We start from the raw sequence: 14,394 nt of genomic DNA, 5'->3' as shown, positions 1-14,394 counted from the left end.
GCCCTCCGTTTTACATCATCATATATGGATTCATATCTATTGAAATCATCAATTGTTTTTGTTCCATTTCCTTTTGATAATGATCTTGTATTTTCCGTAGTAAACTTGCCAGTTCATTTTCCCTTTTGTATTTTATCACGCATTGATATCGATATCTATCTTTGATCTTAGCGATTGGTGATGCAGCCGGACCAAGGATTCTTGTATTCGGTGCACAGTTCATTTTTAGGAACTGGACAATTTGATCAGTGACATGCGCTGCCTTCGTCACTTCCTCGTGTGATACCGTCACCATTGCCAAATAGTAATACGGCGGATAGGACTGGTGGCGGCGATGCAGCATCTCCTGTTCATAAAAGGCTTCATAGTCATGGTGCTTCGTTAATTCAATACTATAGTGAGAAGGCGTATACGATTGAATGATCACAGAACCCGCTTTTTCATGACGTCCTGCCCTGCCGCTGACCTGCGTGAGAAGCTGAAATGTTTTTTCACTTGAACGAAAATCAGGAATATGAAGAGACGTATCCGCACTGAGAACACCAACAAGTGTGACATCTGGGAAATCTAGCCCTTTTGCTATCATTTGCGTCCCGAGCAAAATGTCCGCTTCTTTATTGCCAAAAGACGTGAGGAGCTTTTCGTGAGCACCTTTACGAGACGTTGTATCCACATCCATTCGGATCACTCTTGCCTCAGGCAGTACTTTTGTAAGCTCTTCTTCTACACGCTGCGTACCCGTCCCAAAATAGCGAATATGCTCACTATGGCATTCTGGACATTCAGCAGGCACCGGTGCTTCGTGCCCACAATAATGGCATTTCAGCCGTTTTTGATAGCGGTGATAGGTGAGAGAAATTTCGCAATGAGGACATTGCTCCACATATCCGCAATCACGGCACATCACAAAGGATGAATAGCCCCTTTTATTCAGAAATAAGACGGCTTGTTCTTTTCTTTCAAGCACTTCCTTTAATCTGAGCATTAATTCTTCTGAAAACATGGACCTGTTGCCATTTCTCAATTCTTCTCTCATATCAATTAACGAAACGTGCGGCAGCTGCTGCTGGTTGACGCGATGTTTAAGCGTCAGCAATGTAAACACGCCTTTTTTCGCACGCGCGTAGGTTTCAAGTGAAGGGGTTGCACTGCCTAAAACGACTGGGCATCGATGCCTTCTGGCTCGTTCAATGGCGACATCCTTGGCATGATAACGAGGCATTTCTTCTTGTTTATAAGAAGATTCATGCTCTTCATCTATGATAATCATGCCTAGATTTTCAAATGGAGCGAAAACAGCAGATCTCGCGCCCACGACAAGCTTGACTTCCTTGCGGTGGATTTTCCGCCATTCATCATATTTTTCCCCTGTCGATAAGCCGCTGTGAAGTACAGCCACATTTGAGCCGAACCGCTCTTTAAACCGCTGAACCATTTGAGGGGTTAACGAGATTTCAGGAACGAGGACGATCGCTTCTTTTCCTTTTTGAAGGGCATGATCAATCGTCTGCAAGTATATTTCCGTTTTACCGCTCCCTGTCACCCCGTGCAGCAGAAAGGTTTCATGCCGGTCATCACTGACTGCTTGATGAATATGTTTTGCCGCTTCTGCTTGTTCTGGCATGAGATCAAGTGAAGCAGATGGTGTAAACGCCCGGTCACGATAAGGATCTCGGTAGACTTCTTCATAGCTTTCTGTTAGCAGCCCTTCTTGAATAAAGGTTTTAAGCGTTTGAGAACTCGCGCCTGTTTGCTGCTGCAAGTTTTTCGCTAAAAAGGTCGTCTCACTCGCTTGAAGCAAAAAGGAGAGCAGTGCCTTTTGTTTCACCGCATTTTTCTTAAGCTGCTGTTGTTTTTCTTCAAGCTTATCTTTCGATACAGCTAGATGGAGCATGCGCACCTTTTTCTTTCCAGATTTTTGCGAGACGTGATACCTTACCTCTAGATGACCTTTTTGGACATACTTTTGAATCTGTTTTAGTTGTTCGGCCGGGATGTCAGCGTAAAGGATGCTATCTCGCTGACCGAAAAGCTCTTTCAATGACTGCGGAAGTTCTTCATCTGACAGCACCTGAATTTCTTTTTCATACTTCGCCTTCATGGCTGCAGGCAGCATCGATTGAAGTGCCGTAATGTGATAGGACAATGTTTTTTCCGTCAGCCAGTGGGAAAGCTCCAATAGCTCATCTGTCAGAACAGGTGATAAATCAAATAAATCGACAATGTCCTTGATGTTTCCTGTCTTTATGTCTGTTTCGTCTTTGACTTTTGTCACAAACCCTTGAATCTTCCTTGGGCCAAAGGGAACGACCACCCTCATTCCCGCTTTGACGAGATCTTTGAATCGATCTGGTACACGGTAATCGAATGGCCGGTCAATGGCTTTCGTTGTGACATCCACGATGACTTCAGCAATCATGCTCGATCACGCTCTTTTGGCAACAGCTGTTTTGCCTCCTTTAAGATTTCAAAAGCGAGGTCTTTTTTGCTCATCATCGGCAGCTCTTTTGTTGTACCATCTGCTTTGATGATTGCTGCTACATTTGTGTCTGTGCCAAAGCCTGCACCTTCTTTTGTGACGTTGTTGGCCACAATCATATCTAAATGCTTGGATTCGATTTTCTTTTTCGCGTAATATTCTACATCCTGCGTTTCAGCTGCAAAACCGACAAGCACTTGATGCTCTTTTCTTTTCCCCAGCTCTTTTAAAATATCTTTTGTCCGGGTGAATTCAATCTCTAAGGCGCCGTCCTGTTTTTTCATTTTATGAGGATATGATGTCACAGGGGTATAGTCGGCGACCGCTGCTGATTTAATAACAAGGTCCGCTTCCTCGTACACATCTAATACGGCTTGATACATGTCCTCTGCCGATTCAACGTGCACCACATGTACATGGTCAGGTGCCGTTAAAGAAACAGGTCCTGAAATGAGCGTGACATCAGCCCCCATTTGCTGCGCAGCCTCTGCAATCGCATAGCCCATTTTTCCTGACGATCGATTTGTAAAGAAACGCACAGGATCGATGACTTCTCGTGTAGGACCTGCTGTCACCACGACTTTTTTACCTGAAAGCGGTAAGCTTTTTGGCTCTTCAAAAAATGCACGGATGTGCTCAACAATTTTTTCAGGCTCCTCTAACCGCCCTTTTCCAATGTAGCCGCAGGCTAAATAACCTTCACTCGGCTCAATAAACCGGTAGCCGTCCTCATATAATGTGCGAATGTTCCGCTTTACAGCCGGGTGATCATACATATGCACATTCATTGCTGGTGCGATCCATACAGGAGCGGTTGAAGCAAGTAAGGTCGTCGTGAGCATATCATCTGCAAGCCCTGCCGCCATTTTACCAATCGTATGTGCTGTTGCAGGGGCAACAAGAATGAGATCAGCCCAGTCAGCTACGTCAATATGCGCAATGACTTTTGGATTGTTTTCTTTAAATGTATCCACATACACCTCATGTCGAGACAGAGCTTGGAAGGTAAGCGGAGACACAAACTCACGGGCAGATTCCGTCATAATCACTCTTACATTTGCGCCCGCCTGTACGAGTTTACTAGTAAGAGCAGCTGCTTTATATACGGCGATTCCTCCGCTGACGCCGAGCAAAATATTTTTTGACTGTAACATTTGTTTGTCCCCCTTAACGGCCTTTTTCACAAATTCGTCTACAATTCAAAAAAGTCAAAACCAATCATAGTTTTGACTTTTTTGAACGTATCGTATCTGCATAGCAGAAGCGATGTGTTATTCTTGATCCTCTTTTTCAAATGTCAAAAGACCGGCATCGATTTCTTCCAGTGCTTTGCCTACGAATTTGTAAGACTTTGTATTTTCGATTTGCTGATCTTGGTGGATCTGCATTTCACGTGCACGGCGTGCAGACACTGTCACAAGTGTATATTTTGAATCAAGTTTGTTCATCAATGAGTCAATTGAAGGATCTAACATAGTTTATTCTACCCCCAGCATTTTTTTATATCTTGGTGCGACTCTGTCTCTGCGCAGGTGTTCTGCAAGGACGATCGCTTTGATTCTTTCACAAGCAAGCTCGACATCATCGTTTTCCACGACATAGTCGTAAGCATCCATCATTTCAATCTCTTCTTTTGCAGCAGCCATTCGATTGCGAATGAGCTCCTCAGACTCTGTACCACGTGTAATGATGCGGTTTTGAAGTTCTGAAAGACTAGGCGGTGCAAGGAAAATAAAAAGACCTTCTGGGAATGCTTCTCTTACTTGAAGTGCACCTTGCACTTCGATTTCAAGGAAAACATCTTTTCCTTCGCTTAATGTCTGTTCTACATAGTCAACAGGCGTGCCGTAGTAATTCCCGACATACTCTGCCCATTCTAACAGCTTTTTGTTTTCAATCATATGTTCAAATTCTTCCCTGGATTTAAAGAAATAATCGACACCATTTCTTTCACCTTCACGCGGTTTACGTGTCGTCACAGAAATAGAGTATTCAAATTCCGTATCTTCCTGGGAGAAAATGGCTTGTCTGACCGTTCCTTTTCCAACTCCCGAAGGTCCAGAGAGAACGATTAAAAGTCCTCTTTCTTTCATAATGGCGTATTACCCCTGCCCTTCATCTATGATTTCTTCTTTTACAGAAAGTCTTTGCGCGACAGTCTCAGGCTGAACGGCAGATAAGATGACATGGTCACTGTCCATAATGACAACAGCACGGGTTCTTCTTCCGTATGTAGCATCTATGAGCATGCCTCGATCTCTTGCGTCTTGTATCATTCGTTTAATCGGTGCTGATTCTGGACTGACGATCGAAATCATCCGATTCGCTGAAATGATGTTTCCAAATCCGATATTGATCAACTTTATGGTCATCTTCTAACGTCCCCCTGTAATATAAACGTCTCTAGTCTCGCCGAAAGAGACGTACTGTAAACAGCATACACAATGACTATTCTATATTTTGCACTTGTTCTTTTATTTTTTCAATAGCACTTTTCATTTCAACCACCAGCTTTGTTAAATGATGATGGTTCGCTTTTGAGCCAATGGTGTTTACTTCACGGTTGAGCTCCTGTACAAGAAAATCAAGTTTTCTGCCGGCAGCACCGCCTTGCATCAAGATTTGCTGGAATTGCTGAAAGTGACTTTTCAATCTCGTAATCTCTTCTGTAATGTCACAGCGGTCAGCAAAGATGGCAGCCTCTGTTGTCAATCTGCTTTCGTCAAGCGCCTCTCCGATCCATTCTTGCAATCGCTGATTGAGCCTGTCTTTATACTGACTCACAACCTCTGGTGCAAAGACTTTGATTTCTTCTGTATAGGCCTCTAATTCAGAAAGCCTCAGCTCACAGTCTTTTTGAAGTGATGTCCCCTCCTGCTCTCTCATGAAGCAAAGCTCCTTGACAGCCGTTTCACAAGCATCCATCAGCAATTGCTCTAACTGCTCATTTCGGCTGGCCGACTCTTCTACTTGAACGGCATGCTCCAGCCCCAGTAAGTCATGTGCATGCTGAATGCCTGAAATGTGATAGCGCTTCTCGAGGTCTTTTGCGGCTTTCATGTATTCATCAAGCAGCGGCCAGTCGATCTGCAAGGACCGGCTTGCTAGTTTACCGCCTTCAATCGTGACAAACAGCTCAATTCTACCGCGCTGCACGTGACGAAGAATGATTTTTTTTAATGTGTCTTCGAAATATAAAAGCGGCCTCGGCAAACGGGCATGAACCTCTTTAAAACGGTGATTGACCGATTTTAGCTCAACTGACACTGTCAGTTCTCCATCCGTTTTACTCGCTTGGCCGAATCCCGTCATACTGCGTATCATGTCAAAACACCCAATTCTTTCATATTAATAAAATGAAAAAGGTAATAGCAGACACTATTACCTCAAAATTATACCATAACGAATTATTTTTTTCTTGTCAAAAGTGATCCTGCCAGTAAAAAAGTTGGCAGTGCAGACATACCGATGATCAGCAGCCAATCAATTGGTGCAATGGCCACCGTTTTGAAAATCGGCTGAAGCGGCGGATAATAAATGACCACAAACATAAGTAAAAGTGATGACAAAACCGCACCGATCAAGTAAAGATTCCCGAATGGATTGCGTTCAAAGATGGACCGTTCACTGCGGCAGTCAAATACATGAATGAGCTGCGCCAAAACAAGCGTACTAAATGCAACAGTCTGTGCATATTGCAGGTTGTTTGGATCGCGGTGATACACAAACATAAATGCTAAAAGGGTCGCAAGCCCGATGAGGAATCCTCTAGATACAACCTTCCAGCCGAGCCCTCTAGCAAAAATGCCCTCTTTCATGTTCCTCGGCTTTCGCTTCATGACATCGCCTTCTGGCTTATCCATGCCAAGTGCCATCGCTGGAAGACCATCTGTGACAAGGTTGACCCATAAAATTTGAATAGGAACGAGAGGAAGCGGAAGTGCTAGGAGCATCGCGAACAGCATAACCAAAATTTCTCCCACATTGGATGCCAGCAAATACCGGACAAACTTCCGAATGTTTTCATAAATATTCCGGCCTTCTTTAATGGCGGATTTAATGGTCGCAAAGTTGTCATCAAGTAAAATAAGAGAAGATGCTTCTTTGGCTACGTCTGTTCCAGTGATGCCCATGGAGATGCCGATATCTGCTTGCTTAATCGCAGGCGCATCATTGACCCCGTCACCTGTCATCGCCACAATATGTCCATTTTTTTGATAGGCCTTCACAATTCTCAGCTTATGCTCAGGTGATACCCGTGCAAAGACGTATACATTTTCAGCCGTTTGCTCAAGCTCTTTGTCACTCATCTGATCCAGCGCTTTTCCGTCGAGCACCTTTCCTTGCTTTGGTAAAAGGCTCAAGTCTTTTGCGATCGCTTTGGCTGTTTCCACGTGATCCCCTGTAATCATGACTGTTTTTATGCCAGCATCCCTGCACTCTTTAACCGCTCGTCTGACTTCAGGACGAGGTGGATCGATCATGCCCTCTAACCCGATAAATGTCAAATCGGTTTCAGCCTGCTGGACAGAGTTGATTTTTTCTGTCAGACCGACTTTTTTATACGCAATGGCAATCGTTCTCAGCGCTTGTCTTGCTAAGCCTTGAATCGCAGCCTCTGTTTCTTGCCTGTGAGTGATTGAAAAAGAAGCTGTGCGGCCGCCGTGCATGATATGACTTGAACGGTTCATCAGGACATCCGGCGCACCTTTTGCAATGACATACCGCTCTTTTTGATTCGTTTCGACGACGACTGACATCATCTTTCTTTCTGAATCAAAAGGAAACTCCTCTACAACGTGAAATCCGGCTTCGATGAATTGCTCAGTAAACCCTGCTTTACGTGCTGCGGTGAGAAGCGCCCCCTCTGTCGGATCTCCATCAAGCCTCATTTCGCCATCTTTTTCAACGATGGTTGATGTATTACAAAGCGCCCCGTATAATAACACCTTTTGCAGACTTGGATGTTTGTCTACATGGACAAGTTCTCCGTTTAAGGTGAAATCACCAGATGGCTCATAGCCCGTACCAGAAATATTCCACGTTTTGCCCTCTGCCCATACATGTGTCACAGTCATTTTATTTTGCGTCATTGTCCCTGTTTTATCTGAGCAAATGATCGACGCGCAGCCAAGTGTTTCCACCGCCGGAAGCTTTCTGACAATCGATTTTTGTTTGATCATCCGCTGCACTCCTAAGGAAAGTGCGACGGTTACAATCGCCGGCAGTCCTTCAGGAATGGCAGCAACCGCAAGAGATACTCCCGCCAGGAACATATGATACAAATCATGTCCTTGCACAACGCCAAGAACAACAACGAGAACCGTTAAAAATAAAGCAGCAACAATTAGGATTTTCCCCAGCTGTTCGAGACGTCTTTGCAGCGGTGTTTCCATATTCCCTGCTGCATCCAGCATGCCGGCAATTTGTCCCATCGCTGTATTCATCCCTGTACCAATGACAACGCCCACGCCGCTTCCTCTAGTGACAAGCGTCCCCATAAAGGCCATGTTCGTCAAATCTCCAAGCGAGACATGGTCTCGTGAAAGCGGACTTGCGTGTTTGACCGCAGGGATGGACTCGCCAGTGAGAGCGGACTCTTCAATTTCTAAACTTTTGGTTTCTAGTAATCTAATGTCTGCCCCAATCCGGTCTCCACTCGAAAATTTCACAATATCCCCTGGCACGAGATGTTTAGACGGGATCTTGACCCATTCATTATTTCTCCTAGCATACACATGCGGGGTTGATAATTCCTTTAGCGCTTGAAGAGATTTTTCCGCGCGGCGTTCTTGATAAAAGCCGAGCACTCCATTAATCAGAACAATCGCTACAATTGCTACAGCATCAATGTATTCGCCTAAAAAAGCAGAAATGATCGTTGCCGCAAGCAAAATTAACACCATAAAATCTTTAAATTGCGCTAAAAAAATGATCAGAGCCGACGCCTTTTTCCCTTCCTGCAATTCATTTGGCCCGTGTTTTTCAAGCCGTTTTTGTACATCTTTTTCTGACAGTCCGTCACCTATCGATGTATTCATTGTTTTTAATAAATCGGTTTGGTTCAGTTCATGCCAATTCATTTGACCTCGTCCACTCCTCTTTTGTTCTCTCTCATATGCAGTGTTCTATAAGCCAGTTTATTCAGACTCGTCCTAAATCATGCTATAATAATAAGACTGCCTAAAGAACGAGAAACGGAAGGTTCTTTCAGTAGATTTGTGTGAAAGAAGAGGGTGTATCCAACATGTCATTTGACGGCATTTTTACATATGGTATGACAAATGAATTGCAAGAGACATTAACTGGCGGAAGAATTTCAAAAATTCATCAGCCATATAAGCACGAGCTGATTTTTCATATCCGGGCAAACGGAAAAAATCATAAGCTCCTTTTATCCGCTCATCCGAGCTACGCTAGAATTCAGCTCACAGAGCATCAATATGACAATCCAAGCGAACCTCCAATGTTTTGTATGCTCCTCAGAAAGCATCTTGAGGGCGGATTCATTGAACGTTTTGAACAGATTGGATTTGACCGGGTGATTGTACTTCATGTACGAAGCCGCAATGAAATTGGCGACGAACAGACTCGAAAGCTCTACATTGAAATCATGGGAAGGCATAGTAATTTGATTCTTGTAGAAGATGACACGCAGCAGATCATCGATGGCCTAAAGCATCTTTCTCCATCTGTGAACAGCTATCGAACGGTACTTCCTGGTCACGAATACCTTCTGCCGCCTGCACAGCAAAAATTGAATCCGTTTGAAGTGACGAAGAATGATATTTTAAAGCATTTACGCTTTCAAGAAGGAAAGATCGCAAATCAAATTGTCGATACATTCTCTGGGGTTTCTCCGCTGTTTGCAAAGGAAGCTGTACACAGGGCCGGTCTTGTCAATCAGGAAACGATTCCAAATACACTGCTCGACATGTTCCAGCTTATTCGCATGCACTCCTTTACCCCGCAGCTCACAAGAAAAGACGGGAAAGAATATTTCTATTTATTAGAACTTCAGCATGTCCATGGCGAGATGAAGACATTCGACTCTCTCAGCCAGCTGCTTGACCGCTTTTATTTCGGAAAAGCTGAGAGAGACAGAGTTAAACAGCAGGCGTCTGACCTTGAACGGTTTGTCGTAAATGAAAAAAAGAAAAATGAAAACAAGCTCAAAAAACTGAAAAGAACTCTTGAAGAATCTCAACATGCACATAAATATCAGCTCTATGGCGAATTGTTAACAGCCAATTTATATGCCATCAAAAAAGGGGATAAAGAAGCGACTGTCATCAATTATTACGATGAAGATGGCGGAGAGATCACGATCCCGCTCAAAACAAACAAAACCCCTTCTGAAAATGCGCAAGGGTATTTCACAAAATATCAAAAGGCAAAAAATGCAGTAGAAGCGGTCAATGAACAAATTGAGCGGACGCATGAAGAGATTGCTTATTTTGAAGAGTTGATTCAGCAGCTATCCTCTGCCTCACCGAAGGATTTAGAGGAAATGAGAGAAGAACTTGTTGAAGGAAAATATTTACGCGCCAAACAAAAGCGCAACGCCAAAAAGAAAAAACAGGCGGCCATTCAGCTTGAAACGTATGAATCGTCTCAAGGTATTCCGATTTTAGTCGGAAAAAACAACAAACAAAACGAGTATTTAACCACAAAGGCTGCTGCCCGTGACGACATTTGGCTGCACACGAAGGATATTCCTGGATCACATGTCGTCATCCGTCATCAAGCACCTGATGAAGAGACGCTGCGTGAAGCGGCTCAAATCGCTGCCTACTTCTCGAAAGCAAAGGAGTCGAGCTCCGTTCCTGTCGATTATACGAAAATCCGGCATGTGAAAAAACCAAATGGAGCAAAGCCGGGATTTGTGACGTATGATCAGCAGCAAACATTATTTGTCACGCCTGACGAAGATGTGGTCCTAAAGCTGCGAAAATAATAAAAGCCGATAAAATCCCTTAAAGAGATTTTATCGGCTTTTTCTTTGTTGTTTTTTTCTTTCGATATAGAGAGCGTCAAGTGCATCTACATCCTCTTGTTCTAGCAACGCCTCAATTTCCGCAGCCAGTTGTTTTGTCCGGGCTGGGCTCGCACCGCTTGTAGAGACTGAAATCGTCACTTTCCCTGCTTTGACCACCTTTGGCACGATCACATTGCCAAGCTCTGATTGGCTCACACAATTCACTAGCTGGTGAGGCCGGGCTGTTTGTGCAATCCATTCATTTACCGCTGGATCGTTTGTAGCAGCTACAATGAAAAATGCACCCTTTAAATCTTCCACGTCCACTTTCTTTTCCTTCCAATTCAGGTTGTATGTATCAATGAGACGTGCCATCTCTTTAGAAATGTCAGGACTCACGACGGTTATATGGCAAGGCTCCATGCATAGCGCCTCTGCCCTTCTTGCGGCTATTCGTCCACCGCCGGCGATGAGCACTTGTTGATCGGTTAAATCAAGATGGACTGGAAGCATGGCTTTCTCCTTGGAAATGAAACGCATCGTCTTTGTTTAAAATGGTTTCTTGCACGCGTTCAATATAAGCCGCTTTTACATGCGGATGAAAGCCAATATACCGGCATACCCGGACATCTTTCAGCCTCTTTCTCGCCTGAGCCGCTTCATTTTCAATCTCTTTCATTAAAATACCCGTAAACAACAAGTAAGGAACGAGATAAACAGGCGCATCATCATCTGCTGTTAATTGCGCAAGAACATCTCGGTAATTTGGCTCACATGCCGTAATAAAACATGGCAAGACCTCTGCGAGAGGGAGCAGGCGCCGGACATCGTCCGCAATGCCAAACACATCCCGCTTCACATCGGGGTCAGAGCTTCCGCGGCCAATTAAAAGAATCCGTGCTTTCCCGCCTTGATATCCTGCCTCTTCAATTCTTGCAGCAACCGCTTTTGTCACTTCTTGATTGACCCCGATTGGTTTTCCGTATGTGACCTTCACTTGCGGATATCGCTTTTGTACTTTCTCAATCTCGACTGGAATATCTGATTTGGCATGCATGGCAGTTAAAAGGAGGAGCGGGACGATCGCAATGTGTGTAGCTCCTTTTTTCACACAGGCTTCAAATCCTTCTTCTATAGAAGGGGCTGTCAGTTCTAAAAAACAAATTTCTTGTATATCTGCTTCTACTAACGGCATACAGCTTTTCATAAAAGAAATGGCTTTATCTTGTGCTTCTTTTACTCTGCTTCCATGCCCAACATAAAGTACAGCTTGTTTCATGTGGCTCCTCCCTCTACTTGTTTTGATCAGACGAAAAGACACGATCGATGTACGTGTCTTTTCTTTATCATTCTCATTTCTCGATTAAGGCGGGTTCAAACCAGCTCAGTTTTTGGTGAAAATGAACGACATCTCCAACTACAATTAAACTTGGATGCTCGATGCCTTCTTTTTCAACTGTTTCAGACAGTGTCGCCACAGTGCAGCAAGTCGTCTTTTGCCTCGTCGTAGTTCCCCAGTGTATAAACGCTGCTGGCGTTTCAGGATCGCGTCCATTTTTTAAAAGAAGCTGCTGCACTCTTTTCACGTTTTTGACGCCCATGTAAATCACAAGGGTATCAATCCCCGTAGCCAGCGCTTCCCACTTTTCTTCAAAATGCTCATCCTTTTGATAGTGACCCGTGACAAAAGCGACATTTGAGCTGAATTCACGATGCGTCACGGGAATGCCTGCATAAGCGGCCGCTGCAATACCAGAGGTAATTCCAGGGACGACTTCATACGGAATTCCGTGCTCAGCTAAGCATTCGATTTCTTCACCGCCTCGGCCGAATACAAAGGGGTCGCCGCCTTTCAGCCGAACGACAACGTTCCCTTCCTTTGCATGGGCCACAAGGGCTTCATTGATGGCTTCCTGTCTCATCGTATGATGATTTGGCAGCTTGCCGCAATAGATTAATTCCGCCTCGGGTTTGGCGTGGGCGAGTATTTCTTGATTGACAAGGCGATCATATAAAATGACATCTGCCTGCTGTATTGCCTTATGGGCTTTTAATGTAATTAAGTCTGGATCCCCAGGTCCAGCCCCCACAATGTATACTTTCCCCATCGTGCTTTTCTCCCCCTGCCATCAGGCAATTATTTCGCTCTTCCCTTTACATAATCAACAAGACGCTGTTTGGACTCTTCACGAGATAATTCACCTGTATCTAGTACGAGCTCAGGCGCAGCTGGTTCTTCATACGGTGAATCAATTCCGGTAAAGAACGGAATTTCTCCATTTCTGGCTTTTTTATATAACCCCTTTGGATCACGCTCTTCGCATACGTTCAGATCACATTTCACAAACACTTCGTGAAATTCTCCCGCTTCAACTAACTGTCTGACAATGCGGCGGTCTTCTTGAAACGGAGAAATAAAAGCCGTGATGACAATCGTTCCTTGTTCAACAAATAACTTTGCCACTTCTCCGATGCGGCGAATGTTCTCTTTTCTGTCATCATCTGAAAACCCTAAATCTTTATTCAGTCCATGCCTTACATTATCGCCATCAAGAACGGTGACTTGATAGCCTTGTTCAAACAGCTCTCTGGCCGCTGCATTTGCGATCGTTGATTTACCTGACCCACTTAGACCCGTGAGCCAAATAATGCCGCTCGTATGATTGTTTTTCTGTTGATATTCTTTTTTTGTAATAGATGAATCATGCCACACGATATGTTCATTGCTCATGTCATACCCTCCCATTAAGATACCGTCGTTTTTAATCCTTCGATTAATGTTTCAATAACTTCTTTTCGGCTGAACGTGCTTGGCGGTAATTCACCGTTTCTCAGCATCGTTCGAACCTTTGTACCTGAAAGAATGACATGCTCGCTTTTATCGTGAGGACATGTTTTTGGTGTTGCCATTGCTTCACATGTATTACAGTAGAAGCTATGTTCAAATTTTAACGGGGTAATGCCAATTTCTTCACTTGTAAATTGTTCAAATAACTCCTGCGCCTCGTATGTGCCGTAATAATCACCAACACCCGCATGATCTCTTCCCACAATAAAATGAGTGCAGCCGTAATTTTTTCGAACAAGCGCGTGAAAGATTGCTTCCTTTGGTCCAGCATAACGCATTGCCGCAGGAAAAACACCTAAAAAGACGCGATCCTTTGGATAATAACCGTTCAATAACACTTGATAGCTTTTCATTCTCACGTCTGCCGGAATATCGTCTGATTTTGTTTCACCGACAAGTGGATTTAAAAACAAACCATCGACTGTTTCAAGTGCTGTCTTTTGAATATATTCATGGGCACGGTGAACAGGGTTTCTCGTTTGGAAACCAACAATGGTTTTCCAGCCGTTTTCTTTGAAATGCCGTCTTGTTTCTTCTGGCTCATACGTAAATTGAGGGAATGGTTTTTCACTGCGTTTCGTCAGTGTAATTTTACCACCAATGTACGTGTCACCGCGTTCAAATAATTTTTTCACGCCTGGATGATTGCGGTCATCAGTTTTATATACATTCACCGCTTCTTTTTCCTTATCTGGTGTGTATTGATCCTCTACTTCAATCACCCCATATACAGTTCCATTATACGATAGACGCACAATATCACCTTGATGGATCTCCGCTGCCTTTTCCTTTGTCACTGGCAGTGTAATAGGAAGAGACCAAACAACACCACTTGCTAACCGCATACTGCTCACAACGGCTTCATAATCAGCTTTTGTTAAAAACCCTTCAATTGGACTATACCCGCCAATTGCTATGAGTTCAAGGTCTGCAAAAGAGATGGCATCTAATTCAATTTCCTTTGCAGCCGTGCTGAGATCATACTCTTCATTTACTCGATTAATTAATACGCCACCATGTGGTGTTAAACTCATTTGTTCATCTTCCTCTCAATGTTCATATTTATTAGATGTAAATAGTCGGATTTGC

At 44.0% G+C, this 14,394-nt stretch carries 13 protein-coding genes; 1 reads left to right on the top strand and 12 read right to left on the bottom strand.

Annotated elements, in window-relative coordinates:
- Positions 1-10: 10 nt before the first annotated feature.
- The 7 genes from priA to C6Y02_RS05610 form a co-directional block, all read right to left on the bottom strand.
- Positions 11-2,419 carry a primosomal protein N' gene (priA, locus tag C6Y02_RS05640; RefSeq protein ID WP_106030828.1) on the bottom strand — a complete coding sequence of 803 codons (2,409 nt, stop codon included), beginning with the start codon at positions 2,417-2,419 and terminating at the stop codon, positions 11-13.
- On the bottom strand, positions 2,416-3,633 hold the full coding sequence (gene coaBC / locus C6Y02_RS05635) for a bifunctional phosphopantothenoylcysteine decarboxylase/phosphopantothenate--cysteine ligase CoaBC (protein WP_060596219.1): 1,218 nt from the start codon (positions 3,631-3,633) through the stop codon (positions 2,416-2,418). Before coaBC ends, priA begins: the two co-directional genes overlap by 4 nt.
- A 117-nt stretch (positions 3,634-3,750) precedes the next feature.
- The gene (rpoZ, locus tag C6Y02_RS05630) at positions 3,751-3,954 is read right to left on the bottom strand and encodes a DNA-directed RNA polymerase subunit omega (RefSeq protein WP_003211647.1); all 204 of its coding nucleotides are present in this window, start codon (positions 3,952-3,954) and stop codon (positions 3,751-3,753) included.
- Between the two features lie 3 nt (positions 3,955-3,957).
- A complete protein-coding gene (gene gmk, locus C6Y02_RS05625; protein ID WP_106030827.1) occupies positions 3,958-4,572 on the bottom strand; it encodes a guanylate kinase in 615 nt (204 codons plus the stop codon).
- A gap of 9 nt (positions 4,573-4,581) precedes the next feature.
- Positions 4,582-4,851 carry an extracellular matrix/biofilm regulator RemA gene (gene remA / locus C6Y02_RS05620; RefSeq protein ID WP_008344898.1) on the bottom strand — a complete coding sequence of 90 codons (270 nt, stop codon included), beginning with the start codon at positions 4,849-4,851 and terminating at the stop codon, positions 4,582-4,584.
- A gap of 76 nt (positions 4,852-4,927) precedes the next feature.
- Complete coding sequence (locus C6Y02_RS05615) at positions 4,928-5,803, bottom strand: YicC/YloC family endoribonuclease (RefSeq protein ID WP_106030826.1); 876 nt, start codon at positions 5,801-5,803, stop codon at positions 4,928-4,930.
- 83 nt (positions 5,804-5,886) lie between these two features.
- Positions 5,887-8,562 carry a calcium-translocating P-type ATPase, SERCA-type gene (locus C6Y02_RS05610; protein ID WP_106030825.1) on the bottom strand — a complete coding sequence of 892 codons (2,676 nt, stop codon included), beginning with the start codon at positions 8,560-8,562 and terminating at the stop codon, positions 5,887-5,889.
- Positions 8,563-8,726: 164 nt separating this feature from the next.
- Between C6Y02_RS05610 and C6Y02_RS05605 the strand changes: the two genes are divergently transcribed.
- Positions 8,727-10,436, top strand: coding sequence for an Rqc2 family fibronectin-binding protein (locus tag C6Y02_RS05605; protein ID WP_060596217.1), 1,710 nt, complete (start codon positions 8,727-8,729; stop codon positions 10,434-10,436).
- A 30-nt stretch (positions 10,437-10,466) separates the two neighbouring features.
- On the opposite strand, the gene C6Y02_RS05600 is transcribed toward C6Y02_RS05605, so the two are convergent.
- From C6Y02_RS05600 to sat, 5 genes are all read right to left on the bottom strand, one after another.
- On the bottom strand, positions 10,467-10,970 hold the full coding sequence (locus tag C6Y02_RS05600; protein WP_106030824.1) for a precorrin-2 dehydrogenase/sirohydrochlorin ferrochelatase family protein: 504 nt from the start codon (positions 10,968-10,970) through the stop codon (positions 10,467-10,469).
- On the bottom strand, positions 10,951-11,736 hold the full coding sequence (locus tag C6Y02_RS05595; RefSeq protein WP_106030823.1) for a sirohydrochlorin chelatase: 786 nt from the start codon (positions 11,734-11,736) through the stop codon (positions 10,951-10,953). Before C6Y02_RS05595 ends, C6Y02_RS05600 begins: the two co-directional genes overlap by 20 nt.
- A gap of 73 nt (positions 11,737-11,809) precedes the next feature.
- Positions 11,810-12,565 carry a uroporphyrinogen-III C-methyltransferase gene (gene cobA, locus C6Y02_RS05590; RefSeq protein ID WP_034662468.1) on the bottom strand — a complete coding sequence of 252 codons (756 nt, stop codon included), beginning with the start codon at positions 12,563-12,565 and terminating at the stop codon, positions 11,810-11,812.
- Positions 12,566-12,594: 29 nt separating this feature from the next.
- A complete protein-coding gene (cysC, locus tag C6Y02_RS05585; RefSeq protein ID WP_034662471.1) occupies positions 12,595-13,188 on the bottom strand; it encodes an adenylyl-sulfate kinase in 594 nt (197 codons plus the stop codon).
- Between the two features lie 14 nt (positions 13,189-13,202).
- The gene (sat, locus tag C6Y02_RS05580) at positions 13,203-14,339 is read right to left on the bottom strand and encodes a sulfate adenylyltransferase (protein ID WP_066030930.1); all 1,137 of its coding nucleotides are present in this window, start codon (positions 14,337-14,339) and stop codon (positions 13,203-13,205) included.
- Positions 14,340-14,394: the final 55 nt, after the last annotated feature.

It is taken from the genome of Bacillus sp. NMCC4, assembly GCF_002998555.1.
In the GTDB taxonomy this organism is placed as follows: domain Bacteria; phylum Bacillota; class Bacilli; order Bacillales; family Bacillaceae; genus Bacillus.
This window is presented reverse-complemented; position numbering and strand designations above follow the sequence as displayed.

Coding starts and splice junctions, on each gene's coding strand:
- remA (WP_008344898.1), bottom strand. CDS start 4,851: ATGACCATAAAGTTGATCAATATCGGATTTGGAAACATCATTTCAGCG.
- rpoZ (WP_003211647.1), bottom strand. CDS start 3,954: ATGTTAGATCCTTCAATTGACTCATTGATGAACAAACTTGATTCAAAA.
- cysC (WP_034662471.1), bottom strand. CDS start 13,188: ATGAGCAATGAACATATCGTGTGGCATGATTCATCTATTACAAAAAAA.
- gmk (WP_106030827.1), bottom strand. CDS start 4,572: ATGAAAGAAAGAGGACTTTTAATCGTTCTCTCTGGACCTTCGGGAGTT.
- cobA (WP_034662468.1), bottom strand. CDS start 12,565: ATGGGGAAAGTATACATTGTGGGGGCTGGACCTGGGGATCCAGACTTA.
- C6Y02_RS05610 (WP_106030825.1), bottom strand. CDS start 8,562: ATGAATTGGCATGAACTGAACCAAACCGATTTATTAAAAACAATGAAT.
- priA (WP_106030828.1), bottom strand. CDS start 2,419: ATGATTGCTGAAGTCATCGTGGATGTCACAACGAAAGCCATTGACCGG.
- C6Y02_RS05600 (WP_106030824.1), bottom strand. CDS start 10,970: ATGCTTCCAGTCCATCTTGATTTAACCGATCAACAAGTGCTCATCGCC.
- C6Y02_RS05605 (WP_060596217.1), top strand. CDS start 8,727: ATGTCATTTGACGGCATTTTTACATATGGTATGACAAATGAATTGCAA.
- sat (WP_066030930.1), bottom strand. CDS start 14,339: ATGAGTTTAACACCACATGGTGGCGTATTAATTAATCGAGTAAATGAA.
- coaBC (WP_060596219.1), bottom strand. CDS start 3,633: ATGTTACAGTCAAAAAATATTTTGCTCGGCGTCAGCGGAGGAATCGCC.
- C6Y02_RS05595 (WP_106030823.1), bottom strand. CDS start 11,736: ATGAAACAAGCTGTACTTTATGTTGGGCATGGAAGCAGAGTAAAAGAA.
- C6Y02_RS05615 (WP_106030826.1), bottom strand. CDS start 5,803: ATGATACGCAGTATGACGGGATTCGGCCAAGCGAGTAAAACGGATGGA.